Here is a 22,810-nt window from a genome sequence, read left to right as displayed (position 1 = left end):
GGGCGAGGCGAGGCGAGGCGTAGCGCGCCGTTATGCGATCTCGTGGAAACCGATGCTGTTGCGGCCGTTCAGGATGCCCGCGAACGCAGCCCCGAAGCCGACGTCGATCAGTTCCGCGCGCCTGCCGTACGTCTTCTGCCCCGAATCGTCGACGAAGATCGCCGCGCCCGACGACAACTGACGGTCGGTATCCAGCAGCGCGAGCGTGCCGCGCGCGCTGCCGGCCGACGGCTCGAACTTCAGCGGCATGCCGTCCTGCGTGGTGAAGTGCCCGCCGGCCTCTTCGAACTTCCGGTTGCGCGCGACGGACGTGTTGATCTCCTTCATGAAGAGGAAGCCCGCGTCGGCGCGCTGGCTGGCCACCTTGCGATCGTCGTCCGTGAACGTCTCGCCCACGGCCGCCGCGCCCTGCTCGGCGAAATCGACGGCCTGCCGGTGAAACTCGCGCGTCGCGAGCACGAGGCCCGCATTCGCGTTCAGCGTCGACTCCACCCACGCGCGATCGCTTTCCGTCATCGTCTTCGACACGACCTCGATCCGGCCGTCGTCGGTCGTGAAGTCGAACTGCGCGTCGGCCAGATCCGGGCGCTTCGCGATGATCTCGTGCAGGCTCGTCGCGAGCTGGCTGGTGACGCCGCGCAGCTTCGTCGACAGGTCACCCAGCATCGACATCTGCTTCATGCGCGCCGCGTGCATCGCGTCCTGATCCAGCGCCCGGACCGCAATCGGCGTGTCCTGCGGTTTCCCGGACGCGGCGTCCGTCTGTTGACGCCCGTCGAGCGCGGCTTCCTGCGCGATCTGCACGAGCGAAAGACCGCTCGCTGCCGTGACTGAAATCGGCATGCCCTCTCTCTCCTTTCAAGCTATTTTTTACCGTTTACGGACAGATTTCCCGGAAATTTAGACCGATCTCCTGTCGACCGCGGGGCACATCGAAAAACTTTGTTTGACTGAAACTAAAAAAGTTTGACACCGAGATTTCACTGAGATAAGTTTGCGCAAGCTTCCGGAAAGCAATCCGGCCAGCCCTGCCGACTCCCGTCGCGCTTTCCTGCCGTTGCAGCACCGCCGTTCGCAACATCCCCGCCTCATCGCATCATGCCGTTCCGTTTCATCTGAAACCTGAAGGAAGATCGGGCATGCCCGTATTTGATTCGCACTCCTCCATTCATTTCGTGCCGCCGGCCTCGCGTCGACCGTGCGGCATGAATCGGCCGCCGCGCTGACGCTTTCCGGTCGGGGCGATGCGGTCGCCCCGACACCCGCCGGGTTGCGCGATGCGTGACGCGCGTCGACGCCGGCCGTGACACCCGGGCGTTGCGCCCGGTGCTTTCGAAGGTGCAGTTCCGCTTCATCCGATGCAGCACCCGGCCGGGCCGCAGGGGGCATATCGCGGGCCGGCCGGTTCCGGACAATCACAAACAAGAATGAGGTCGACAATGAACATTCATCGAACCGGATTGCGTCGCGCGTGGCTTCCCGCGCTCGTTGCAGCCACGACGCTCGCCGCGTGCGGCGGCGACGACGGCGGCAGCGTGGCGGGCGTCTCCGCGCTCGCGCAGGGCCAACAGGAGGGGGCCGCCGCATCGGCGGCCGACAAGCAGCCGCTCGCATCCCGCATTTCGCCGTCCGGCGTCCCGTACGCCAATCCGGCCAGCGGCGGCCGCTACCGCCCCGTGATCGCGAACGGCCAGGTGCAGCCGTCGCTGTCGGGCGGCACGATCGAGGAGAACGCGTGGGTCGACACGCCGGTCGATTCCGACGGCGACGGCACGCGCGACCGCATCCACGTGCGCGTCGTGCGCCCGAGCGAAACCGCGAACGGCGCACGCACCCCCGTCATCGTGCTCGCGAGCCCGTACTACGCGGGCCTCGCCGACAGCCCCAACCACGACGTCGACGTCGAACTCGACGGCACGCCGCACCCCGCCGCCAACGCATCGGCCGCCGCGTCCGCATCGACGTCCGCGCGCATCATGGCCGCCGCGCCGCAGGTGCGGATGCTCCAGCAGGTCGAAGCGGCCGCCGCCGGGCGCTCGTGGATCGAGGGCTACTTCATTCCGCGCGGCTTCACGATCGTCTACGCGGATTCGCTCGGCACCGCCGGCTCGGACGGCTGCCCGACGATCCTCACGCGCGACGAATCGGTCGCGATGGCATCGGTGATCCGCTGGCTCGGCCGCGACGCGACCGCGAAGGACGCGAGCGGCAAGGCGGTCGTCGCGAACTGGTCGACGGGCCACGTCGGCATGTACGGCGTGTCGTACGACGGCACGCTGCCGAAGATGGTCGCGAGCCTGCGCACGCGCGGGCTCGACGCGATCGTGCCGGTGGCCGGGCTGACGAACATGTACGGCTACTACCGCTCGGGCGGGCTCGTGCGCGCGCCGGAAGGCTATCAGGGCGAAGACGTCGACGTGTACATCAAGGCGCTGCTGACGAACGCGCATCCGGAGCGTTGCACGCACCTGATCGATGAAGCACTGCAACAGGAAAACCGCGCGACCGGCGACTATTCGCCGTTCTGGGCCGCGCGCGACATCCCGTCCGCGTTCGCGGTCGCGCCGGCGCTCGTCGCGCAGGGGCTGACCGACGACAACGTGCGCGTCGACCAGTCGACCTCGTGGCATCTCGCGATGCGGCGCCAGGGCGTGCCGACGCAGCTGTGGCTGCATCGCCTGAAGCACACCGACCCGACCCGCGTGCCGGCGATGGCCGATGCGTGGACCGCGGAAGTGAACCGCTGGTTTACGCGTTATCTGGTCGGTTACGACAACGGCGTCGAACGCGATCCCCGCGCGGTGATCGAGCAGGCCGACGGCACGCTGCTGAAGGAAACGGACTGGGCCGCACGCCACGCCACGCCGGTCACGTATTTTGCCGGCGGCGACGGCGCGGGCACCGGCACGCTGCTGCGGCTGCCGAGCGGCGGCCCGCTCGCGCGCTTCACCGACGATGCGCGCATTCCCGCGCTCACGCTGGCGAACGCGCCGACGGGCGAGAACCGCAGCCGTTTCGAGACCGCGCCGCTCACGGCCGCGACACGCCTGTCCGGCGCCGCGACCGCACGCGTCAGGCTGACCTTCACGGCGGTGGCCAACGTGACGGCCCTGCTGGTCGATCGCGCGCCGGACGGTACGGCCACGATCGTCACGCGTGCGTGGACCGACCCGCGCAACCGGTGGTCCGAGTGGCGCTCGGAGCCCGTGCTGCCCGGGATGCCGTACGACCTGAAGCTGACGTTCATGCCGCGTGACTACAAGCTGGAAGCCGGCCACCGGCTGGGGCTCGTCGTGCTGTCCAGCGACAACGAGGCAACGCTGCGGCCGACGCCGGGCACGGGCCTGACGCTCGATCCGGCCGGCACGTCGGTGACGGTGCCGCTGGCCTCGTCGTCCACGGGCGCGTAGTCGCCCGCCGGCTGCCGGCGTAACGGCACGGCCTCCCCCGCCTGCGCGCCGGTCGGCGCCGGCGGGGGATCGCTGCACGAAGGGAACACCTGCGATAGGCTGCGAAAGTCGAATGCCAACGGTGAACCCACATGATCCCCATCAGCGCCAAAGCCATCATCCGCGACGGCCGCTCGGTCCTGTTCCTGCGCAATCCGCGCGACGAATGGGAGTTGCCGGGCGGCTGGCCCGAAGCGGGCGAATCGCTCGAAGAAACCGTCGCACGCGAAGTGCAGGAGGAATGCGGGATCGTCGCATCGGCGATCCGCTACGTGGCGAGCCGTTCGTGCGAGGTCGTGCCGGGCAAGCGCGTGCTCATCGTGTGCTTCGAGTGCCAGGTCGATCGGCACGAAATCGTCCTGAGCGACGAGCACGACCGGTTCGGCTGGATCGACCTCGATGCCGACAAGCCGGCAAACCTGCCGGCGTTCTATTGGGCGTTCTGCAAGCAGGCGGCCTGATTCGCGCCCGCCGTCTCGCCGTCACACCGGCGTCAGCACCGGCTGCCCTGAAAAGTGCCGCTCGGCATTGTCGATGAACTGCTGCACCGAGCGATCGAGCGCCTCGGGCGACCAGCCGCCCATGTGCGGCGTCAGCACGACGCCGTCGAGATCCGTCAGCGCGCGCGGCGGCTCGGGTTCGCCTTCGTACACGTCGAGCCCTGCGCCCGCAATGCGCCGTTCGCGCAACGCCTCCGCCAAAGCAGCGGTATCGACAACGCTGCCGCGCGACACGTTGACGACGAACCCGCCGGGGCCGAGCGCATCGAGCACCGCGCGATCGATCAGGTGCCGCGTGCCCGCACCGCCCGGCGTCGCGACGATCAGGAAATCGGCCCACCGCGCGAGCGCGTCGACACGGTCGAAATAGCGGTAAGGGACGTTCTTCTCCGACCGGTTGTGATAACCGATCTCGATATCGAAGCCGGCCGCGCGGCGCGCGCACTTCTCGCCGATCTTGCCGAGACCGACGATGCCGAGCCTCTTGCCCGACACGTTCGGCGGCATCGGCAATTCGTCGCGCCATACCCCCGCGCGGGTTTTCGCGTCGAGCTGCACGACGTTGCGCACGGCCGCGAGCAGCAGCGCGAATGCGTGATCGGCGACGCAATCGTCGTTGGTGCCGGCGCCCGTGACCACGGTAATGCCGCGCGCCTTCGCGTGCGCGACGTCGATGTGCTCGTAGCCGGCGCCGAGCGCGCTGACGAACGTGAGTTGCGGAAGGCGATCGATCTCGGCTGCGGTGAGCCCCGTGCTGCCGTTGGTCAGCACCGCGCGTATCGTGCCGCCGTGTTCGGCGATCGCGCGTTCGCGTGCTTCGGGTGTGGGGGCATGGCGCACGTCGAACGACGCGGCGATCTCGCGATGCGCGTCGCCGCGCAATGCGATCAGAACCAGCAACTCGGGCTTCATGTCAGGAAGTGTCGGCAAGGCGGGAACGGATTTCAGTGTAACAATCCCGCGAGACGGCTGCGGGTTATCCCCACACGGGCTGTGGGCACGCCGCCCATGCCGTTTGCCAAAGCCGGCTCAGTCAAGTAACTTTCGGCGTACGCCCCCGTCCTGGAGAATGGCCCGTATGAAGCTCGCCCTGCCCGCCCGGATCCTGGGCCTCGCGCTCGCCGCTACCCTCGTCGCGCCCGGCGCGCGTGCCGACACGCCCGTCGTGGTGTCGTCGAAGATCGACACCGAAGGCAACCTGCTCGGCAACCTCATCGCGCAGGTGCTGAAGGCGCACGGCATCGCCGTCACCGAAAAGATCGCGCTCGGCACCACGCCGATCGTGCGCAAGGCGCTCACGAGCGGCGAGATCGACATCTACCCCGAATACACCGGCAACGCCGCGTTCTTCTTCAACAAGGCCGACGATCCCCTGTGGAAGAATGCGAGCCAGGGCTACGACACTGCGAAGCAACTCGACTACGCGGCGAACCATCTCGTATGGCTCGCCCCGGCGCCCGCGAACAACACGTGGGGCGTCGCCGTGCTCGCACCCGTCGCGCAGTCGCAGCACCTGAAGACCTTCTCCGATTTCGGCAAGTGGGTCGCCGGCGGCGGCAAGGTGAAGCTCGCGGCGTCGGCTGAATTCGTGAACAGCGCGTCGGCCCTGCCGTCGTTCGAAAAAGCGTATGGCTTCAAGCTGAAGCCCGACCAGCTCGTCGTGCTGTCCGGCGGCGACACGGCCGCGACCATCAAGGCCGCCGCGAACCAGACCGACGGCGTGAATGCCGCGATGGTCTACGGCACCGACGGCGGGATCTCGTCGAGCGGCCTCGCGGTACTCGACGACGACAAGCACGTGCAGCCCGTCTACGCTCCCGCGCCGGTGATCCGCGAAGCCGTGCTGAAAGCGCATCCGCAGATCGCCGACTACCTGAAGCCCGTGTTCGCGAGCCTCGACCTGAAGACGCTGCAAACGCTGAACGCGCGCATCCAGATCAACGGCGAGCCGGCCGCCGGCGTCGCGAAAAGCTACCTGAAAGCGAAGGGCTTCGTTAAATGACGGGTCGCGCGGCAGCGTCCGCGCGGCGCATCACGGCGGACAAGGTCGGCATCCTGATCGGTATCCTGACGATCGTCGCCGTGCTCGGCCTGCCGTTCGCGGTGCTGCGGCCGAACCGCATCGCGGCCGGCACGGATCTGTCGCTGTTCGCCGCGCTGCCGGCCCTGCAGGGCGCCGCGCTCGCCGCGCTGTGGATCGTCGGCGCGCTGTGGGCGATGACGGCGAGCCGCCCCGCGTGGCGGCTCGTGGCCGGTTGCACGTGGCTCGCGACGCTCGCGTACGCGGTCGGCGCGGCTGCGACGCACGTCGTCGCACCTGACGACATGCTCGCCCGCGTGTCGCCCTCCTCCGGCGTCTGGCTGCTGCTGTTCGCATGGGCCGTGCTCGTCGCGGACGCGCTCGCGCGGCTCGCATTCGGCCCGTGGCGGCGCCTCGCCGCGCTCGTCGTCGCGATCGCGGCGATTTCGGTGCCGCTCGCGAGCGGCTGGTGGGATGGCCTCTCCGTGATGCGCGAATACGCGGTGCGCAGCGACGACTTCTGGCGCGAAGCGATCCGGCACGTATCGCTCGCCGGTGGCTCGGTGGCTGCCGCGCTCGTCGCGGGCGTGCCGCTCGGCATCGCCTGCGCGCGCATCGCGGCCGTGCGCACCGTCGCGATGCCCGTGCTCAATATCGTGCAGACGATCCCCAGCATCGCGATGTACGGGCTGATGATGGCGCCGCTCGGCCTGCTCGCCGCGCACGTGCCGCTCGCGGCCGCGCTCGGCATCCGCGGCATCGGCGTCGCGCCGGCCGTGCTCGCGCTGTTCCTGTATTCGCTGCTGCCGATCGCGTCGAGCGTCGTGGTCGGTCTCGGGCAAGTGCCGCCGCACGTGACCGAAGCGGCGCGCGCGATGGGCATGACGCGCACCCAGCGGTTGCTGCGCGTCGATCTCGTGCTCGCCCTGCCGGTGATCCTCAGCGGCGTGCGCATCGTGCTCGTGCAGAACATCGGGCTGACCGCGGTCGCCGCGCTGATCGGCGGCGGCGGCTTCGGCACCTTCATCTTCCAGGGGATCGGGCAATCGGCCGCCGATCTCGTGCTGCTCGGCGCGATCCCGACGATCGCGCTCGCGCTGGTGGCGGCCGTCATGTTCGAAGCCGCGACCACGCTCGCGAAGGGGCGTGCAGGATGATCGAGATCGAACGTGCGGGCAAACGCTTCGGCGATATCGTCGCCGTCGACGACGTGTCGCTGACGATGAAACGCGGCACGATCACCGCGCTCGTCGGCGCATCGGGCAGCGGCAAGTCGACGCTGCTGCGCATGATCAACCGGCTGATCGCGCCCACCAGCGGCACGATCCGCATCGACGGTGTCGATACGGCCACCGTTGCGCCCGAACAGTTGCGGCGCGGCATCGGCTATGCGATCCAGGGGCACGGGCTGTTTCCGCACTGGAGCGTCGCACGCAACATCGCGACCGTGCCGCGCCTGCTCGGCTGGCCGGCCGATCGCATCGACGCGCGCGTGAACGAACTGCTCGACCTGTTCCATCTCGCACCGGCCGAGTTCGCGGACAAGCTGCCGCACGAACTGTCGGGCGGCCAGCAACAGCGCGTCGGCGTCGCGCGCGCGCTTGCGGCCGAGCCGGCGATGCTGCTGATGGACGAGCCGTTCGGCGCGCTCGATCCGATCATCCGCGGCAAGGCGCAGGACGACCTGTTCGCGTTGCAGCGCCGCCTCGGCATCACGGTCGTGATCGTCACGCACGATATCGAGGAAGCACTGAAGCTCGGCGACACGATCGCGGTGATGGACGGCGGCCGGCTGCTCCAGGTCGCATCGCCGGCCGAGATTCTGGGCAGGCCGGCGGCCGGCGTCGTCGAGCAGCTCGTCGCGGGCGTCGACCGGCCGCTGCGCCTGCTCGCACTGACACCGATCGACGCAGTGGCCGAAGCCGGTCATGCCGACGGCGATCCGATCGCCGCGACGCGCACGCTGCGCGATGCGGTGTCGGAGCTGCTGTGGCGCGGCGTCGATGCGCTGCCGGTCGACGATGGCACCGGTCAAAACACGCGCCGCATCACGCTCGATGCGATCCGCGCACACGCAAGGAAACCCGCATGAAGACGCGCAGCAGCGTGCAGCCCAGGCGGCCGGCGCTTCTCGCATACGCCGCCCGCGCGGCCGCGCTCGCGCTGCTGCTCGTGCTGCTGTTGCGCCCCGCATGGCTGCAAGGATGGTTCGCGCCGTTCGCGGACAACGGCGCACCGGTCATCTACGATCGCGCGAGCCTGCTCGACCTCACGCTCGCGCATCTCGGCACGGTTGCGTTGTCGAGCGTGATCGGCACGATCGTCGCGGTCGCGGCCGGCATCGCGGTCACGCGGCCGTGGGGCGCGGATTTCCTGCCGGTCGCACGCAGCGTCGTCGACATCGGCCAGACCTTCCCGCCCGTCGCGGTGCTCGCGCTCGCGGTACCGGCCGTCGGCTTCGGATTGAAGCCCGTGCTGATCGCGCTCGTGCTGTACGGCCTCCTGCCCGTGTTCGAAAGCACGATCGCGGGGCTCGAGGACGTGCCGCGCGACGTCGTCGATGCCGCGCGCGGGATGGGGATGAGCGGCTGGCAGCAACTCGTGTCGGTCGAGCTGCCGCTCGCGTTTCCGGTGATCGTCAACGGGGTCCGGCTCGCGGTCGTGATCAATCTCGGCACCGCGACGATCGGCTCGACGGTCGCCGCGCGCGGGCTCGGCGACGTCATCATCGCGGGGCTGCAGACGTCGAACACCGCCTTCGTGCTGCAGGGCGGCGTGATCGTCGGGCTGCTCGCGGTGCTCGTCAGCGACGCGATCGGCGCGATTGCACGGGTGGCGGCCGCACGGCGCGCGTAATGCACGCAGTGCGCGTGGGGCCACATCCTGTCGCGCACGGCGGCATGTAAAAACGACCGAAACGCAGCGTCCGGCGACGTTCATCCGGACTCCGATGCGTGTCCACGCAACGACCGGCTCCACGATCGACACCGTTCGAAACAAGCCTACACGCCGCTTTCATTCGAGCCTGTGCTCGACCAACTGCGGCAATTGGCCGATATACTAGGCGCCTTCCAATTCCCCGCACTCCACCATGCGACGGTTTCTCTGGCTGATCGTGCTTTCGCTCGGCATCGCGCAACAGGCATCGGCGCAGCAGGCGCCCGCACTGCCTGCGTCCGCGCCCGAAGCGGCCGCATCGGCGCCGTCCGTCGCATCCGCGCCGCTCGCCGACGCCAACGATCAGCCGAACGAAGCAAACCGCCGCATCACGTCCTACCTGACGAAGAAGTTCGGCGTCGCGAAGGAACGGGCCGCAAAGCTCGCCGATATCGTGAGCGTCACTGCGACGAAATATTCACTGCCTCCCGCACTCGTTTACGCCATCATTTCGATCGAATCGCGCTTCCAGGAAAAGGCGCGCGGCCAGCATGGCGCGACCGGGCTGATGCAGGTCGTGCCGGCCGCGCACCGCGGCCTGCTGCGCAACGTAAAGGACCTGACCGAACCGAACGCGAACGTCGAAGTCGGCTCCGCGATTCTGTCGGGCTACGTGAGGGCGGCCGGCGGCGACGTGCGGGCCGGGCTGAGGAGCTACAGCGGCGGGTCGAATGCGTATGCGGCGAAGGTGATGCAGCGGGTCGATTCATTCCGCTTCGTGCTCGAACCCGACGACGACGCGAAAGCCGCTGATCCCGCGAACGATGCGAAGGGCCGCATGGTGCCGGTCAGCGAAAAGTCGAGCCCGACGTCGGCCCGCAGCAACTAGTCTCCCCTTCGTTCGAAGCGCATGCGCCACACCTCCCGCTTGCTTGCCGTCGCCGCGCTGGCGATCGGCCACTCCGTCGCGTTCGCCGCCGTCGATTGCGAGAAACATGGCCCGACGATGAACAACGTACGGATCTGCATAGTCGATCAGAACAACCAGGCCGTCGAGCGTGCATACCGGTCGCTCGAGCACAAGCTCAAGCAGCGCAACCCCGATACCGCCAGCGCGCTCGCGAAGTCGCAGGCAAGCTGGACTCGCTTCGCCGACGACACCTGCGACTACGTGAAAGCCGCCAATCCGCAGCAGATGATCCCGGAAGACGCGCGGATGAACTGCTGGGTCGATTTCAGCCAGGCACGCGTGCGCATCCTGAAGAAATGGGAAGCGCAGCTGGACGCGCCGCAACCTGCGCAACCGTGACCGACAGAAGGATGCCCGCGCAACCACCTGTCACGCCTGCGCGAAACGCTCCCGCAGAAACTCGATGAAATGCTGCGTCTTCGCGGGCAGCAGCCGCGTTTCCGTCATTGCATAGACGGGTACCGGCTCGCCTTCCCATTCGGGCATCACGCGGCGCAGCCGGCCGGCGGCCAGGTCATCCGCGACGATCGCTTCCGACAGCACGATGATGCCCGCGTCGAGCGTGGCCAGGCGCCGCAGCATGCCGACGCTGTTCGCCCCGAAGCGGCTGCTCACCGGCACCACTACGGAACGCGCGCCGTCATGCAGCGTCCATGACCCGCTCCGCTGCAGGCCCAGGCACGCGTGCCGCACGAGGTCTTCCGGATTGCGCGGCTCGCCGGCGCGCGCAAGATACCCGGGCGACGCATACAGGTAGTTGCGGAGCGTCGCGAGCCGCCGCGCGACCAGTTGCGAATCCTCGGATGGCCCCATCCGGATCGCCACGTCGAACGGCTCGCCCACCAGATCGACACGCCGCGAAGTCAGCTCGAAATCGAAGGTGAGCTTCGGATAGCGGTTCGAGAATTCGACCACCAGCGGCGCCAGAATGACCACCGCGAAATCGACCGGAAACGACGCGCGCAGCACACCGGTCGGCTCCGCCAGCAGCCCGCCGAGCTGTTCGTGCGCGAGCCGCGCCTCGTCGACGATGCGCTTGCAGCGCTCGAAGTAGAGCCGGCCGGCCTCCGTCAGCTCGATCCGGCGCGTCGTGCGATGCAGCAGCCGCAGCCCGATCGCCTTCTCCAGCGCGCCGATGCGCCGCGACAGCGTCGAGTTCGGCATCCCCAGCGCCTCGGCCGCACTGCGAAAGCCCTTCGCCTTCACGACTTCGACGAACAGCGCCATGTCGTTCAGCAGTTCCATGCTCACTGCTCCATCAATGGATCAATGTTATCCAGATTACCCGGTTTATCCCGAAAAGGAAGCAATGGATGATGGATACGTGGAGGCGAGGTCGGCACACCCGTGCGCGGCCGGCGCCCGAGGCGGCATCGTAGCGGCGCCGCCGTCCCGAATCTCAAGGAGCCGACGCATCATGAGCCAACTGTTCACCCCGGTCCGCGTGGGCCGATATACGCTGGAAAACCGCCTGGTCATGGCACCGATGACCCGCAGCCGCGCCGCCTTCGACGGGACGCCCGGCGAATGGGCCGCCGAGTATTACGCGCAGCGATCAAGTCTCGGCCTGATCGTCAGCGAGGGCACGCAGCCGTCGGACGACGGGCAAGGCTACCTGACGACGCCCGGCATCTATACCGATGCGCACGTCGCCGGCTGGAAGGCGATCAGCGACCGCGTGCACGCGCGCGGCGGCCGGCTGTTCATCCAGCTGATGCACGTCGGGCGCATGTCGCATCCCGACAATACGCCGCATCACCGGCAGGCCGTCGCGCCGTCGGCGATCGCGCCGAACGCGCCGATGTTCACGATGAAGGGGATGCTGGACATTCCCGCGCCGCGCGCACTGACGCTCGACGAAGTGCACGAGACCGTGAACGATTTCCGCATCGCCGCGCGCCGCGCGATCGAGGCGGGCGCCGATGGCGTCGAGATCCACGGTGCGAACGGCTATCTGATCCAGCAGTTCTTCGCGCCGAATGCCAACACGCGCACCGACGCGTACGGCGGCTCGATCGAAAACCGCGCGCGCTTCGCGATCGAGGTTGCCACGGCGATCGCCGACGAGATCGGCGCGGATCGCACGGCCATCCGCCTGTCGCCCGGCAACACGCTGGGCGGCCTCGACGAAGGCGCGCAAGGGCCGGACCTGTATCGCCATCTCGCGACGGAACTCGACCGGCTCGGTCTCGCCTACCTGCACGTGATGCATCACGGCGACGAAGCGCTGCTGGCCGACCTGCGCGCGCGCTGGAGCGGCACGCTGATCCTGAACCGCCCGGGCCGCACGCGCGACGCGATCGGCACGGACGTGACGTCGGGGCTGGCCGATCTCGAAGCGTACGGGCAGATGGTGCTGGCGAATCCGGATTTCGTGACGCGGCTGAAGACCGGCGCGCCGATGAACGACGCGCGGCGCGAAACCTTCTTCGGCGGCGATGCGCGCGGATATGTCGACTATCCGGCGCTGGATGGGGCCGCTGCGGCTTGACGCAGCGGCTCGGGGCGATCGCAAAGACACGCCGGAACGCATGTTGCGGCGATCGCCCGGTGAACACTTCATTTCAATGCAGATCGATGTTCACCTTGGACACCATCGGCGCAATACGCAGCACACGGTCGGCCTGATCACACACGCACTCCGAAATATTGCCTATCCATCCACGTTGGCGAATTGTTCTTATATTTCAGGAACTATATAGACCAACAAATGCCACGCTGGCGGCCGACCGGTATCATTTCGACGCGCTCATCGACCGCCTCTCCCGCATCAAAACTGCCCCGCCGCTCCCGTCCATCGCAAGTAATCCCCGCGCGTCCAGTCGAGCGACACGCCGACGCGCTTCGTGCCGGGCCGGATCTTCGGCTTGTACACCGACAGCGTCAGCGACTCCAGCGCCGGCCACTCACGGAACGACAGCACCGCGATATCGGCGACGAGCGTCTCGAGCAGCCGCGTATGCGGCTTGTGCGACAGGAACGCGGCAATGCGCGCGCAATAGCCGTCGTAATCGATCCACTCCCCCTGCTCGCTCGGCTCGCAGCGATAGCCGAGCCTTGCATCGATCACGATCGGCTGCGGCGCTTCATGCTCGTGCGCATGAATGCCGATCCGCGCGGGCACCTTCAGTTCGTCGACGAACACGCTCCAGCCGCGCCCGCGCAGGCGCGGCGCGTCGATCGCCACGAACGGTTCGTCGAACGGCTTCATGATGCAAGCGGCGCAGCTGCGTCGAGCATGATGCGCACGAAGTAGTCGGCGAAGCTGCGGCGCAGGACGATCTCGAATGCATCGTCGCCGGTCGGGATCAGCACGATCGACGACTTGAAGTAGTGCGACTGCGCGCACTGGCCCGGCTTGAACGCACGCGGGTGGAGGTCGAGCGGGCAGCCGCGTGACAGCACGTCGCGCACGCGTTCGCCGCTGATCTCGACGACCGTATAGCCACTGCCGACATCGACGGCCGCCGCATACGAACCCTGCACGGCTTCCGCGAGCTTCGCTTCGAGCACGCCGGCCTGCACGGGCCCGTTCGAACGCACGAGCCACTCGTCGGGGCCGAGCCACAGCACGTCGTACTCGGCGCCGCGCGCAATCGTGTTCGGCTCCGCGGGCGGCCGGCAGCCGACCACGCGCTCGAACGCGCTCACGAATGCCGGATCGCTCAACTCGCCACGCACGTTGACGAGATCGAGGAACGGCCGCTCGCGCAGCGTGAACTTCTTCGATGCACGCGCCTGGTGCGGCTTCAGCACGTCGGCCGCGCCGACGAACGGCGATTCAAGCGTCGCGCCGCCTGCGCCCGCCACCTGCGTCTGGTTTCTGGTTTCATTCCACATGCTGGCGCACCCCTTCGGTATCGTAGAAAACCGGGCTCGAGATCTTCGCGGTGATGCGGCGGCCGTTGGCCAGCGGAATCACGACGCTCTCGCCCATCTTGTTCAGGCCGCCCTTCACCACCGCGAGCGCGATCGAGCGCTTCAGGATCGGGCTGTAGTAGCTCGACGTCACGTGGCCGATCATCGGCGTCGGATCGACCGCCGACACCTGCGTGTCCTTCGCGATGATCTGCGCGCCTTCCGGCAGCACGAACTGCTCGTCTTCGGTCAGCAGGCCGACGAACTGCTTGCGGCCTTCCTTCGCGGTGTCCGAGCGCGCGAGCGAACGCTTGCCGAGGAAGTCCTTCGACTTCGCGACGACGCCGCCCATCCCGAGGTCGTACGGCGTGACCGAGCCGTCGGTGTCCTGGCCGACGATGATGTAGCCCTTCTCCGCGCGCAGCACGTGCATCGTCTCGGTGCCGTACGGCGTGATGTCGAACTCGGCGCCCGCGGCCATCAGCGCTTCCCACACCGCGCGGCCCGCATTCGCCGGCACGTTCACTTCATAGGCCAGCTCGCCCGAGAAGCTGATCCGCATCACGCGCGCCTTCGCACCCGCGACGGTGCCGTTCCGGTAGCTCATGAACGGGAACGCTTCGTTGCCGAAGTCGATGTCCTGGCACACCTTCTGCACGACCTTGCGGCTCTTCGGGCCGACCACCGCAAACGTCGCCCAGTGATCGGTGACGGACGACAGCCGCACCTTCATGTCGGGCCATTCGGTCTGCAGCCAGCGTTCGAGCCACGTCAGCACGCGCACCGCGCCGCCCGTCGTGGTCGTCATCATGAAATGCTGGTCGGCGAGGCGTACCGTCACGCCGTCGTCGAACACCATCCCGTTCTCGTCGAGCATCAGCCCGTAGCGGCACTTGCCGACCTCGAGCTTGTTCCACGGGTTCGTGTACATCCAGTTCAGCAGCTTCACTGCATCCGGCCCCTGGATGTCGATCTTGCCGAGCGTCGATGCGTCGAGGATGCCGACGCTGTTGCGCACCGCCAGGCATTCGCGCTTCACGGCCGCATGGAGATCCTCGCCGTTCTTCGGGAAGTACCACGGCCGCTTCCAGTTGCCGACGTCCTCGAACAGCGCGCCGTGCTCGACGTGCCACTCGTGCACGCAGGTCTTGCGGATCGGGTCGAGGAAATCGCCGAGCTCGCGGCCCGCGAACGTGCCGAACGACACGGGCGTGTAGTTCGGGCGGAACGTCGTCGTGCCCGTTTCCGGAATCGTCTTGCCGAGCGCCCCCGCGAGGATCGCCATCCCGTTGATGTTGCCGAGCTTGCCCTGGTCGGTGCCGAAGCCCATCGCCGTGTAGCGCTTCACGTGCTCGACCGACTCGAAGCCTTCGCGTGCGGCAAGCAGGATGTCCGCGGCAGACACGTCGTTCTGGAAGTCGACGAACTGCTTCGGCCCGCGCGCCGCAGCCTCGCGGCTGCCGACGAGCCACAGCGGCTGCAGTGCGCCTTCGACGGCTTCGGCCACTTGCGGTGCGGCCAGACGCTGCGCAGCCGCGAAGCCCGCCGCCTTTGCCGCTTCCACGCCCGCATCGACCGCGAGCCGCAGCGCGCGCGCCAGGCCGAATTCGCCGGCCGCCGCACCGATGCTCGCTTCCGCCTGCACGGGCTTGCCCGGCAGGAAGCACGCCTTCTCGTCGTTCCAGCAGGCCTTGCCGCCCGACTGCGCGAACAGGTGCAGCACCGGGCTGAAGCCGCCCGACATCGCGACGAGGTCGCACGGCAGCGTCTGCAGCTTGCCGCCCACCTGGCCGTTCGCGAGGGACGCGACGTCGACCGACGATACGCGCCACTTGCCCGATGCGGCCGTGACGACCGCGCCGCTCATCACCGTCACGCCCTGCCGCTTTGCAGCGGCCGGCAGCGCGCCGTTCGACGATGCGCGCGAATCCACGACCGTCACCTTCGCGCCGCATGCCTTCAGGTCGAGCGCGGTCTGGTATGCGCGATCGTTATTCGTGAACACGACCGCGTTGCGGCCCGGCAACACGCCGAAGCGATGCACGTAGGTGGACACCGCGCCCGCCAGCATCACACCCGGCAGGTCGTTGTTGCCGAACACGATCGGCCGCTCGTGCGCGCCGGTCGCGAGGATCACGCGCTTCGCGCGGACCTTCCACAGCAGCTCGCGCGTGCCCTTGCGCATCGACACCGGCAGGTGGTCGGTCAGGCGTTGCGTGACCGTCACGAGGTTGTGGTCCTGGTAGCCGAACGCAGTGCTGCGCGACAGGATCGTCACGTCGGGCAGCTTGCGCAGCTCGGCCTCGATCTTCTCGACCCACTGCAGCGCAGGCTTCGCGTCGATCTCCGCGCGGCACGACAGCAGGCTGCCGCCGAGTTCGCGCTGGTCGTCGACGAGGATCACGCGCGCGCCGGCCGTGGCCGCCGCATGCGCGGCCGCGAGGCCCGACGGGCCGCCGCCGACGACGAGCACGTCGCAGTGCGCGTAGCACTTGTCGTAGCGATCGGCGTCGAGCGCTTCCGGCGCCTTGCCGAGGCCGGCTGCTTCGCGGATCTTCTCTTCGTACTTCGGCCACATGTTGCGCGGCCACATGAAGGTCTTGTAGTAGAAGCCGGCCGGCAGGAAGCGCGACAGCTTCTGGTTGATCGCGTACTTGTCGTTCTCGAGCGTCGGCTCCGCGTTCACGCTGGAGGCGACGAGCCCCTGGTACAGCTCGATCTCGGTCGCGCGCGCGTTCGGCACCGTGTACGGGCCGGATTCAAGCTGCACGACAGCATTCGGTTCCGCGACGTCCGCCGTCACGATCCCGCGCGGACGGTGGTACTTGAAGCTGCGTGCGACGAAGTGCACGCCGTTCGCGAGCAGCGCGGACGCGAGCGTGTCGCCCTGGAAGCCTTGATACGTGCGGCCGTTGAACGTGAACGTCAACGGAATCGCGCGATTGATGCGGCCCCCGGTGCCGAGGCGGTCTTTCTGGCTCATTTGCTCGTGCCCTCTTCGTGTGCGTTGCCGGCAGCCTCGCCGAACTTTTCGTAGCCCTTGATATCGTAGGTCACCGTGTCGCGCGTGGCCTTGAACCAGCGGCGGCAACCCTGCGCATGCAGCCATTGCTCCTTGTGCAGCCCGCGCTTGTTCTCGCGCATGAACACGTATTCACCCCATTCACGGTCGGTCATGTTCTCGTTGTTCACGGGGCGCACGATGTCGGCTTCACCGCCGCACGTGAACTCGGATTCGGCGCGCGGCCCGCACCACGGACATTCGATCAGCAACATGTTTCTTTCTCCTTCAGTGCGGGGTTTAGTGCGCGACGGCGGCGGCGCCGTGCTCGTCGATCAGGTGGCCCGTGTAGAAACGGTCGAGCGCGAACGGCGCGTTCAGCGGATGCGGTTCGTCGCGGGCGATCGTGTGCGCGAACACCCAGCCCGAGCCCGGCGTCGCCTTGAAGCCGCCGGTACCCCAGCCGCAGTTGAAATAGAGGCCCTTCACGTCGGTCTTGGTGATGATCGGGCACGCGTCCGGCGACACGTCGACGATGCCGCCCCACTGGCGGTTCATCCGCACGCGCGAGAACACCGGGAACATCTCGACGATCGCCTGCAGCGTGCTTTCGATGATGTGGAAGCTGCCGCGCTGGCCGAAGCCCGTGTACTGGTCGATGCCCGCGCCGATCACGAGGTCGCCCTTGTCGGACTGGCTGATGTACGCGTGCACCGCGTTCGACATGATCACCGAGTTGACCACCGGCTTGATCGGCTCGGACACCAGCGCCTGCAGCGGGTGGCTCTCGATCGGCAGGCGCACGCCGGCCATGTCGGCGAGCGTCGTCGTGTTGCCGGCGGCGACCACCGCGACCTTCTTCGCCTTGATGAAGCCCTTCACCGTATCGACGCCGACCACCGCGCCGCCTTCGCGGCGAATGCCCGTCACCTGGCAGTTCTGGATGATGTCGACACCCGCGCGGTCCGCGCCGCGCGCGAAGCCCCAGGCCACCGCGTCGTGGCGCGCGACGCCTGCACGGCGCTGGATCGACGCGCCGAGCACCGGATAGCGGCTGTTCAGGTTGATCGTCGGCTCGATTTCCTTGATCTGCGCGGGCGTCAGGAATTCGGCGTCGACACCGTTCAGCCGGTTCGCGTTCACGCGGCGCTCGGTGTCGCGCACGTCCTGCAGCGTGTGGGCCAGGTTCATCACGCCGCGCTGGCTGAACATCACGTTGTAGTTCAGGTCCTGCGACAGCCCTTCCCACAGCTTCATCGCCTTCTCGTACAGCGCGGCCGATTCGTCCCACAGATAGTTCGAGCGCACGATCGTCGTGTTGCGCGCGGTGTTGCCGCCGCCGATCCAGCCCTTCTCGAGGATCGCGACGTTCGTGATCCCGTGCTCTTTCGCGAGGTAATACGCGGTCGCGAGGCCGTGGCCGCCGCCGCCGACGATCACGACGTCGTATTCCTTCTTCGGCTCCGGGCTCTTCCACTGCTTTTCCCAGTTCTCGTGATACGAGAGGCCGTTGCGAAACAGGCTGAATATCGAGTAGCGGCTCATGTCAGTGATCCTTCGTTAGCATTCGATGACGTTCACGGCCAGACCGCCGCGCGACGTTTCCTTGTATTTCGTCTTCATGTCGGCGCCCGTCTCGCGCATCGTCTTGATGACCGAATCGAGCGACACGTAGTGCTGACCGTTGCCCTTGAGCGCCATGCGCGACGCGTTCAGCGCCTTGATCGCGCCCATCGCGTTGCGCTCGATGCACGGGATCTGCACGAGCCCGCCGACCGGGTCGCAGGTCATCCCGAGGTTGTGCTCCATGCCGATCTCGGCCGCGTTCTCGACCTGGTCGGGCGTGCCGCCCATCACCGCGGCGAGTGCAGCGGCGGCCATCGAGCACGCGACGCCCACTTCGCCCTGGCAGCCGACTTCCGCACCGGAGATCGACGCGGTTTCCTTGTAGATGATCCCGATCGCGGCGGCCGTCAGCAGGAATTCGACGATGCCGGCTTCGTTCGAGCCCGGCACGAACTTCACGTAGTAGTGCAGCACCGCGGGAATCACGCCGGCCGCGCCGTTGGTCGGCGCGGTGACGACACGGCCGCCCGCCGCGTTCTCCTCGTTGACGGCCATCGCATACAGGTTGACCCAGTCGAGCATCGACAGCGGGTCGCGCAGCGACTCTTCCGAACGCGCACGCAGGTGCCCGTTCATTTCGGCCGCGCGGCGCTTCACGCGCATCGGTCCCGGCAGGTCGCCCTCGACCTTGCAGCCGCGCTCGACGCAGGCGGCCATCGTGCGCCAGATCGCGAGCAGCCCGGCGCGCACTTCGTCGGCGGGGCGCAGCGCGCATTCGTTGCGCATCGTCAGCTCGGCGATCGACAGCCCGTGTTCGCGGCACTGGCGCATGAGGTCGTCGCCGGTGCGGAACGGATACGGCACCTCGACCGCCGCGCGCACGCCGTTCACGCGATCGCCGTCGCGATTCACGACGAAGCCGCCGCCGACCGAGTAATACTCTTTCTCGACGAGCAGCTGGCCGTGCTCGTCGAATGCCTGGAAGCGCATCCCGTTCGGGTGCACGATGCTCGTGCCGCTCATCAGCTTGCGATAGAAGCCGATGTGCTCCTTTTCCTCGAAGCGGACGGTCTGCTTGCCGAGCAGCGACAGCGATTTCTCCGCGCGGATCGCGGCAAGCCGCGGCTCGATGAGATCCGGATCGATCGTGTCGGGCAGGTGGCCCTCGAGGCCGAGCAGCACCGCCTTGTCGGTACCGTGGCCCTTGCCGGTCGCGCCGAGCGAGCCGTATAGTTCGACCCGCACGCGGCGCACGAAGCCGAGCAGGTTCGCGTCCTCCACGTGCGACGCGAAGCGGCACGCGGCGATCATCGGGCCGACCGTATGCGAACTGGACGGACCGATGCCGATCTTGAACAGGTCGAAGACGCTGACGTTCATCTGGCTTCCTCTGGGTGGGACACACGTGAAATAACGTTGGCGTCAGTACATCAAAGCGTAAAATTGGCCGATAGAACAAAAACGGCATCGGCGTGGGATACCGCCGCCAAGCGCCACTTCGGCGTGCCCGAAAGTGCGTTTTGGCGATGGTTCGCGACGCAAAAGCACAAGTCGACCGGCGTGCGCCCCGCCCGGCAGACGTACCCGCAAACCGAGTGAAACGAGTGAGACCTGCCTTCCCGGCGTGACGAGATTGACCGCGATGACACCCGACGTACCCGCTTCCCCCCTCGCCGAGCCGGCGCCGCAGCGCATCCGCTTCGGCATCGTGCTGCTGCCGAACTTCACGCTGACGGCCTTCTCGGGCTTCGTCGACATGCTGCGGCTGTCGGCCGACGACGGCGACTACAGCAAGCCCGTGCGCTGCGCGTGGAGCGTGATCGGCGAGACGCTCGCGCCGGTGCGCGCGAGCTGCGGGATCCAGATCACGCCGTGGGAAACCTTTGATGGGGCCGAACCATTCGACTACGTGGTCGTGGTCGGCGGGCTGCTGCACTCGGGGCCGCAAGCCGGCCCCGAAACGCTCGAGTTCATCCGCCGCTCGGCGGCGGCCGGCGCGACGGTCGTCGGGATCTGCACGGGCGTGTTTACGCTGATGCGCGCGAAGGTGCTCGACGGCTATCGCACCTGCGTGAGCTGGTTCCACTACTGGGATTTCATCGAGCGCTTCCCGAGCGCCGATCCCGACCTGCTGATCGCCGACCGCCTGTTCGTGATCGACCAGCGCCGCATTACCTGCTCGGGCGGCCGCGCGTCGATCGACGTCGCCGCCGCGATCCTGCTGCGCCATTTCGACCATGCGACCGTGCAGAAGGCGCTGCGCATCCTGCTCGTCGGCGAGATGCAGAAAGGCAATGCGCCGCAGCCGCATCCGCCGGGCCTCGAGCCGGCCACGCACCCGAAGGTCAAGCGCGCGATTCTTCTGATGGAACAGCATGTCGGGCGCTCGCTGCCGCTCGAGGAACTCGCATGCAAGCTCGACATGTCGACGCGCCAGCTCGAGCGGCTGTTCAAGGCCGAGACGGGCAGGAGCCCGCAGGCGTTCGCGAAGCAGGTGCGGCTGCGCACCGCCGCGTGGCTGCTGACCAGCTCCGACCGCACGGTGGCCGATATCGCGTCGAGCTGCGGGTTCGCCGATGCGTCGCACCTCGGCCGTGAGTTCCGCAAGCAGTTCGGCGTGCCGCCGGCGGCGTATCGCGAGCGCGGCGGGGAAGCGGCGGAAGCCGGTGCGGCAATCGCGGCGGACGCCGTCGAGGACATCGCCGACTGACGGCTACGGGCGCCCGCCCCCTTTCCGACCGATCGCGAAACGCCTCCCGGACATATCGGCTTCGACTCAATTGGAACCGGTTCCAGTCAATTTAGCCGAAGTTGCCCACCGTTAACTGAGGGTTATCACGGATGCTGACGCGCATCCAAATTTGTATGATGACCACATAACCTGACAAACCAGAGCATCATGTTCGAGAAAATTCCCGCCCGTGCGATGAGCGACCATGTCGCACAGCAACTGCTCAAGCAGATCGAAGTCGGCAGCTTCTCGGCCACCGGCAAGCTGCCGACGGAGGCCGTGCTCGCGCAGGAATTCGGCGTGAGCCGCACCGTGATCCGCGAAGCGATCTCGCGGCTGAAGAACGAAGGCGTGGTCGAGCCGCGCCAGGGCAGCGGCGTGTACGTGAACCAGCACGGCGCGATCCGGCCGCTGCGGATCGACTACGCGGAAGCGGTCGAGGCCACCTCGCTGCCGCACCTGCTCGCGGTGCGCCGCGCGATCGAGGCCGAGGTCGCCGCCGAAGCGGCCCTGCATCACACCGATGAAGACATGGCCGACATCGACGATGCGCTGCGCAAGATTGACGACGCGGTAGCCGTTGGGCGCGACGGCGTCGCGGAAGACGTCGCGTTCCACCGCACGATCGCGGCCGTCACCGGCAACCCGTATTTCCTGAAGACGCTGCAGTTCCTGAACCAGTACCTCGAAGCCGGCGTGAAGGTCACGCGGCGCAACGAAGCGACGCGCGAGGACTTCTCGCGCCAGGTACGCGAGGAACACGCGGCGATCTCCGACGCGATCCGCGCACGCGACCCGATGGCCGCGCGCAACGCGGCTCGCACGCACATGTACAACGCTGCCCGCCGTCTCGCGGAAGCCGGCATCTGCTGAAGCCCGCGGCCGCAGCCTCTTCTGGCGCCGCCGCTATCACGAACCTCACCCGAATCGATCAAGGTTGACCATGTCACGAAATGTTGGAGTCATCGGCCTCGGCGCGATGGGCCTCGGCGTCGCCCGCTCGCTGCTGCGCGCCGGCCTGCGCGTGCACGCATGCGACGTGCGCGACACCGTACTGCAGGCGTTCGCCGCCGAAGGCGGCATCGCCTGCGCGACACCGGCCGAACTCGGCGCGCAGTGCGACGTCGTCGTCACGCTCGTCGTCAATGCGGCGCAGACCGAAACGGTGCTGTTCGGCGAGCACGGCGCGGTTGCCGCGATGCAGCCGGGCGGCGTCGTGATTGCAAGCGCGACCGTCGCGCCCGACTTCGCGGTCGCACTCGGCGCGCGCATCGAGGCTGCCGGACTGCAGATGCTCGACGCGCCCGTGTCGGGCGGCGCCGCGCGCGCAGCCTCCGGCGAGATGACGATGATGACGTCGGGCCCGGCCGCCGCGTATGCGGGCTGCGAGGACGTGCTCGCGGCGATCGCCGGCAAGGTCTATCGCCTCGGCGATGCGCACGGCATCGGCTCGAAGGTGAAGATCATCAACCAGTTGCTGGCCGGCGTGCACATCGCGGCCGCCGCCGAGGCGATGGCGCTCGGCCTGCGCGAAGGTGTCGATGCCGATGCGCTGTACGACGTGATCACCCACAGCGCCGGCAATTCGTGGATGTTCGAGAACCGCGTGCCGCACATCCTGAACGGCGACTACACGCCGCTGTCGGCCGTCGACATCTTCGTGAAGGATCTCGGCCTCGTGCTCGATACCGCGCGCCGCAGCAAGTTCCCGCTGCCGCTGTCGGCCACCGCGCACCAGATGTTCATGAGCGCGTCGAGCGCCGGCCACGGCGGCGAGGACGATTCCGCCGTGATCAAGACTTTCCCCGGCATCACGCTGCCGCCCGCCCGCTGATTCG

The 22,810-nt window shown here is 67.8% G+C and carries 21 protein-coding genes; 12 read left to right on the top strand and 9 right to left on the bottom strand.

Features of this window, described 5'->3' with window-relative positions; translation table 11 throughout:
• Positions 1–30: 30 nt before the first annotated feature.
• Positions 31–843 carry a hypothetical protein gene (locus B7G54_RS32810; protein WP_085042884.1) on the bottom strand — a complete coding sequence of 271 codons (813 nt, stop codon included), beginning with the start codon at positions 841–843 and terminating at the stop codon, positions 31–33.
• A 596-nt stretch (positions 844–1,439) separates the two neighbouring features.
• On the opposite strand from B7G54_RS32810, the gene B7G54_RS32805 reads away from it, so the two are divergent.
• Together B7G54_RS32805 and B7G54_RS32800 are read left to right on the top strand one after the other, a co-directional pair.
• Positions 1,440–3,410 (top strand): Xaa-Pro dipeptidyl-peptidase, encoded by a 1,971-nt coding sequence (locus B7G54_RS32805; RefSeq protein WP_085042883.1) that lies wholly within the window; start codon positions 1,440–1,442, stop codon positions 3,408–3,410.
• 131 nt (positions 3,411–3,541) lie between these two features.
• Positions 3,542–3,910, top strand: a complete 369-nt coding sequence (locus B7G54_RS32800) for an NUDIX domain-containing protein (RefSeq protein WP_085042882.1) — start codon at positions 3,542–3,544, stop codon at positions 3,908–3,910.
• A gap of 21 nt (positions 3,911–3,931) precedes the next feature.
• On the opposite strand, the gene B7G54_RS32795 is transcribed toward B7G54_RS32800, so the two are convergent.
• Positions 3,932–4,861 (bottom strand): 2-hydroxyacid dehydrogenase, encoded by a 930-nt coding sequence (locus B7G54_RS32795; RefSeq protein ID WP_085042881.1) that lies wholly within the window; start codon positions 4,859–4,861, stop codon positions 3,932–3,934.
• Positions 4,862–5,027: 166 nt separating this feature from the next.
• On the opposite strand from B7G54_RS32795, the gene osmF reads away from it, so the two are divergent.
• The 6 genes from osmF to B7G54_RS32765 all read left to right on the top strand — a co-directional run bounded on the left by osmF (position 5,028) and on the right by B7G54_RS32765 (position 10,155).
• On the top strand, positions 5,028–5,951 hold the full coding sequence (gene osmF / locus B7G54_RS32790; protein WP_085042880.1) for a glycine betaine ABC transporter substrate-binding protein OsmF: 924 nt from the start codon (positions 5,028–5,030) through the stop codon (positions 5,949–5,951).
• Entirely contained in the window at positions 5,948–7,126 is a 1,179-nt protein-coding gene (locus B7G54_RS32785) for an ABC transporter permease (RefSeq protein WP_085042879.1), read from the top strand. Before osmF ends, B7G54_RS32785 begins: the two co-directional genes overlap by 4 nt.
• Entirely contained in the window at positions 7,123–8,061 is a 939-nt protein-coding gene (locus tag B7G54_RS32780; protein ID WP_085042878.1) for an ABC transporter ATP-binding protein, read from the top strand. Before B7G54_RS32785 ends, B7G54_RS32780 begins: the two co-directional genes overlap by 4 nt.
• A complete protein-coding gene (locus B7G54_RS32775; protein WP_085042877.1) occupies positions 8,058–8,825 on the top strand; it encodes an ABC transporter permease in 768 nt (255 codons plus the stop codon). Before B7G54_RS32780 ends, B7G54_RS32775 begins: the two co-directional genes overlap by 4 nt.
• A 235-nt stretch (positions 8,826–9,060) precedes the next feature.
• Positions 9,061–9,735, top strand: a complete 675-nt coding sequence (locus B7G54_RS32770; RefSeq protein ID WP_085042876.1) for a lytic transglycosylase domain-containing protein — start codon at positions 9,061–9,063, stop codon at positions 9,733–9,735.
• 21 nt (positions 9,736–9,756) lie between these two features.
• Complete coding sequence (locus tag B7G54_RS32765) at positions 9,757–10,155, top strand: lysozyme inhibitor LprI family protein (RefSeq protein ID WP_085042875.1); 399 nt, start codon at positions 9,757–9,759, stop codon at positions 10,153–10,155.
• A 30-nt stretch (positions 10,156–10,185) separates the two neighbouring features.
• Here B7G54_RS32765 and B7G54_RS32760 read toward each other — a convergent pair whose 3' ends face one another.
• Positions 10,186–11,061 carry a LysR family transcriptional regulator gene (locus B7G54_RS32760; RefSeq protein WP_085042874.1) on the bottom strand — a complete coding sequence of 292 codons (876 nt, stop codon included), beginning with the start codon at positions 11,059–11,061 and terminating at the stop codon, positions 10,186–10,188.
• Between the two features lie 172 nt (positions 11,062–11,233).
• Here B7G54_RS32760 and B7G54_RS32755 point away from each other — a divergent pair, with 172 nt between their 5' ends.
• Complete coding sequence (locus B7G54_RS32755) at positions 11,234–12,307, top strand: alkene reductase (protein WP_085042873.1); 1,074 nt, start codon at positions 11,234–11,236, stop codon at positions 12,305–12,307.
• A gap of 279 nt (positions 12,308–12,586) precedes the next feature.
• Here B7G54_RS32755 and B7G54_RS32750 read toward each other — a convergent pair whose 3' ends face one another.
• The 6 genes from B7G54_RS32750 to B7G54_RS32725 are packed head-to-tail and all read right to left on the bottom strand — an operon-like array spanning position 12,587 to position 19,621.
• Entirely contained in the window at positions 12,587–13,027 is a 441-nt protein-coding gene (locus B7G54_RS32750; RefSeq protein WP_085042872.1) for a dihydroneopterin aldolase, read from the bottom strand.
• Positions 13,024–13,656 (bottom strand): sarcosine oxidase subunit gamma, encoded by a 633-nt coding sequence (locus B7G54_RS32745; protein ID WP_085042871.1) that lies wholly within the window; start codon positions 13,654–13,656, stop codon positions 13,024–13,026. Before B7G54_RS32745 ends, B7G54_RS32750 begins: the two co-directional genes overlap by 4 nt.
• Complete coding sequence (locus B7G54_RS32740) at positions 13,646–16,657, bottom strand: sarcosine oxidase subunit alpha family protein (protein ID WP_085042870.1); 3,012 nt, start codon at positions 16,655–16,657, stop codon at positions 13,646–13,648. The genes B7G54_RS32745 and B7G54_RS32740 overlap by 11 nt, the downstream gene beginning before the upstream one ends.
• Entirely contained in the window at positions 16,654–16,950 is a 297-nt protein-coding gene (locus B7G54_RS32735; RefSeq protein WP_085042869.1) for a sarcosine oxidase subunit delta, read from the bottom strand. Before B7G54_RS32735 ends, B7G54_RS32740 begins: the two co-directional genes overlap by 4 nt.
• 25 nt (positions 16,951–16,975) lie before the next feature.
• On the bottom strand, positions 16,976–18,220 hold the full coding sequence (locus B7G54_RS32730; RefSeq protein WP_006480591.1) for a sarcosine oxidase subunit beta family protein: 1,245 nt from the start codon (positions 18,218–18,220) through the stop codon (positions 16,976–16,978).
• Between the two features lie 15 nt (positions 18,221–18,235).
• Positions 18,236–19,621, bottom strand: coding sequence for an L-serine ammonia-lyase (locus B7G54_RS32725; protein ID WP_085042868.1), 1,386 nt, complete (start codon positions 19,619–19,621; stop codon positions 18,236–18,238).
• Between the two features lie 262 nt (positions 19,622–19,883).
• Between B7G54_RS32725 and B7G54_RS32720 the strand changes: the two genes are divergently transcribed.
• The 3 genes from B7G54_RS32720 (at position 19,884) to ltnD (ending at position 22,806) form a co-directional block, all read left to right on the top strand.
• On the top strand, positions 19,884–20,951 hold the full coding sequence (locus B7G54_RS32720) for a GlxA family transcriptional regulator (protein WP_085042867.1): 1,068 nt from the start codon (positions 19,884–19,886) through the stop codon (positions 20,949–20,951).
• A gap of 189 nt (positions 20,952–21,140) precedes the next feature.
• Positions 21,141–21,845 (top strand): FadR/GntR family transcriptional regulator, encoded by a 705-nt coding sequence (locus tag B7G54_RS32715; protein WP_085042866.1) that lies wholly within the window; start codon positions 21,141–21,143, stop codon positions 21,843–21,845.
• Positions 21,811–22,806, top strand: a complete 996-nt coding sequence (gene ltnD, locus B7G54_RS32710; RefSeq protein WP_244289456.1) for an L-threonate dehydrogenase — start codon at positions 21,811–21,813, stop codon at positions 22,804–22,806. The genes B7G54_RS32715 and ltnD overlap by 35 nt, the downstream gene beginning before the upstream one ends.
• The last annotated feature ends 4 nt before the right edge of the window (positions 22,807–22,810 follow it).

It is taken from the genome of Burkholderia puraquae (assembly GCF_002099195.1).
Lineage (GTDB): Bacteria > Pseudomonadota > Gammaproteobacteria > Burkholderiales > Burkholderiaceae > Burkholderia > Burkholderia puraquae.
Note: the sequence above shows the minus strand (reverse complement) of the source record. Positions and strands in the feature narration are given on the sequence as shown.

What these genes read in the sequence shown, in the direction of transcription:
- B7G54_RS32785 (WP_085042879.1), top strand. Translation starts at nt 5,948, where the DNA reads ATGACGGGTCGCGCGGCAGCGTCCGCGCGGCGCATCACGGCGGACAAG.
- B7G54_RS32745 (WP_085042871.1), bottom strand. Translation starts at nt 13,656, where the DNA reads ATGTGGAATGAAACCAGAAACCAGACGCAGGTGGCGGGCGCAGGCGGC.
- B7G54_RS32760 (WP_085042874.1), bottom strand. Translation starts at nt 11,061, where the DNA reads ATGGAACTGCTGAACGACATGGCGCTGTTCGTCGAAGTCGTGAAGGCG.
- B7G54_RS32780 (WP_085042878.1), top strand. Translation starts at nt 7,123, where the DNA reads ATGATCGAGATCGAACGTGCGGGCAAACGCTTCGGCGATATCGTCGCC.
- B7G54_RS32735 (WP_085042869.1), bottom strand. Translation starts at nt 16,950, where the DNA reads ATGTTGCTGATCGAATGTCCGTGGTGCGGGCCGCGCGCCGAATCCGAG.
- B7G54_RS32750 (WP_085042872.1), bottom strand. Translation starts at nt 13,027, where the DNA reads ATGAAGCCGTTCGACGAACCGTTCGTGGCGATCGACGCGCCGCGCCTG.
- B7G54_RS32800 (WP_085042882.1), top strand. Translation starts at nt 3,542, where the DNA reads ATGATCCCCATCAGCGCCAAAGCCATCATCCGCGACGGCCGCTCGGTC.
- osmF (WP_085042880.1), top strand. Translation starts at nt 5,028, where the DNA reads ATGAAGCTCGCCCTGCCCGCCCGGATCCTGGGCCTCGCGCTCGCCGCT.
- B7G54_RS32725 (WP_085042868.1), bottom strand. Translation starts at nt 19,621, where the DNA reads ATGAACGTCAGCGTCTTCGACCTGTTCAAGATCGGCATCGGTCCGTCC.
- B7G54_RS32740 (WP_085042870.1), bottom strand. Translation starts at nt 16,657, where the DNA reads ATGAGCCAGAAAGACCGCCTCGGCACCGGGGGCCGCATCAATCGCGCG.
- B7G54_RS32810 (WP_085042884.1), bottom strand. Translation starts at nt 843, where the DNA reads ATGCCGATTTCAGTCACGGCAGCGAGCGGTCTTTCGCTCGTGCAGATC.
- B7G54_RS32730 (WP_006480591.1), bottom strand. Translation starts at nt 18,220, where the DNA reads ATGAGCCGCTACTCGATATTCAGCCTGTTTCGCAACGGCCTCTCGTAT.
- B7G54_RS32770 (WP_085042876.1), top strand. Translation starts at nt 9,061, where the DNA reads ATGCGACGGTTTCTCTGGCTGATCGTGCTTTCGCTCGGCATCGCGCAA.
- B7G54_RS32795 (WP_085042881.1), bottom strand. Translation starts at nt 4,861, where the DNA reads ATGAAGCCCGAGTTGCTGGTTCTGATCGCATTGCGCGGCGACGCGCAT.
- B7G54_RS32755 (WP_085042873.1), top strand. Translation starts at nt 11,234, where the DNA reads ATGAGCCAACTGTTCACCCCGGTCCGCGTGGGCCGATATACGCTGGAA.
- B7G54_RS32720 (WP_085042867.1), top strand. Translation starts at nt 19,884, where the DNA reads ATGACACCCGACGTACCCGCTTCCCCCCTCGCCGAGCCGGCGCCGCAG.
- B7G54_RS32775 (WP_085042877.1), top strand. Translation starts at nt 8,058, where the DNA reads ATGAAGACGCGCAGCAGCGTGCAGCCCAGGCGGCCGGCGCTTCTCGCA.
- B7G54_RS32765 (WP_085042875.1), top strand. Translation starts at nt 9,757, where the DNA reads ATGCGCCACACCTCCCGCTTGCTTGCCGTCGCCGCGCTGGCGATCGGC.
- B7G54_RS32715 (WP_085042866.1), top strand. Translation starts at nt 21,141, where the DNA reads ATGTTCGAGAAAATTCCCGCCCGTGCGATGAGCGACCATGTCGCACAG.
- B7G54_RS32805 (WP_085042883.1), top strand. Translation starts at nt 1,440, where the DNA reads ATGAACATTCATCGAACCGGATTGCGTCGCGCGTGGCTTCCCGCGCTC.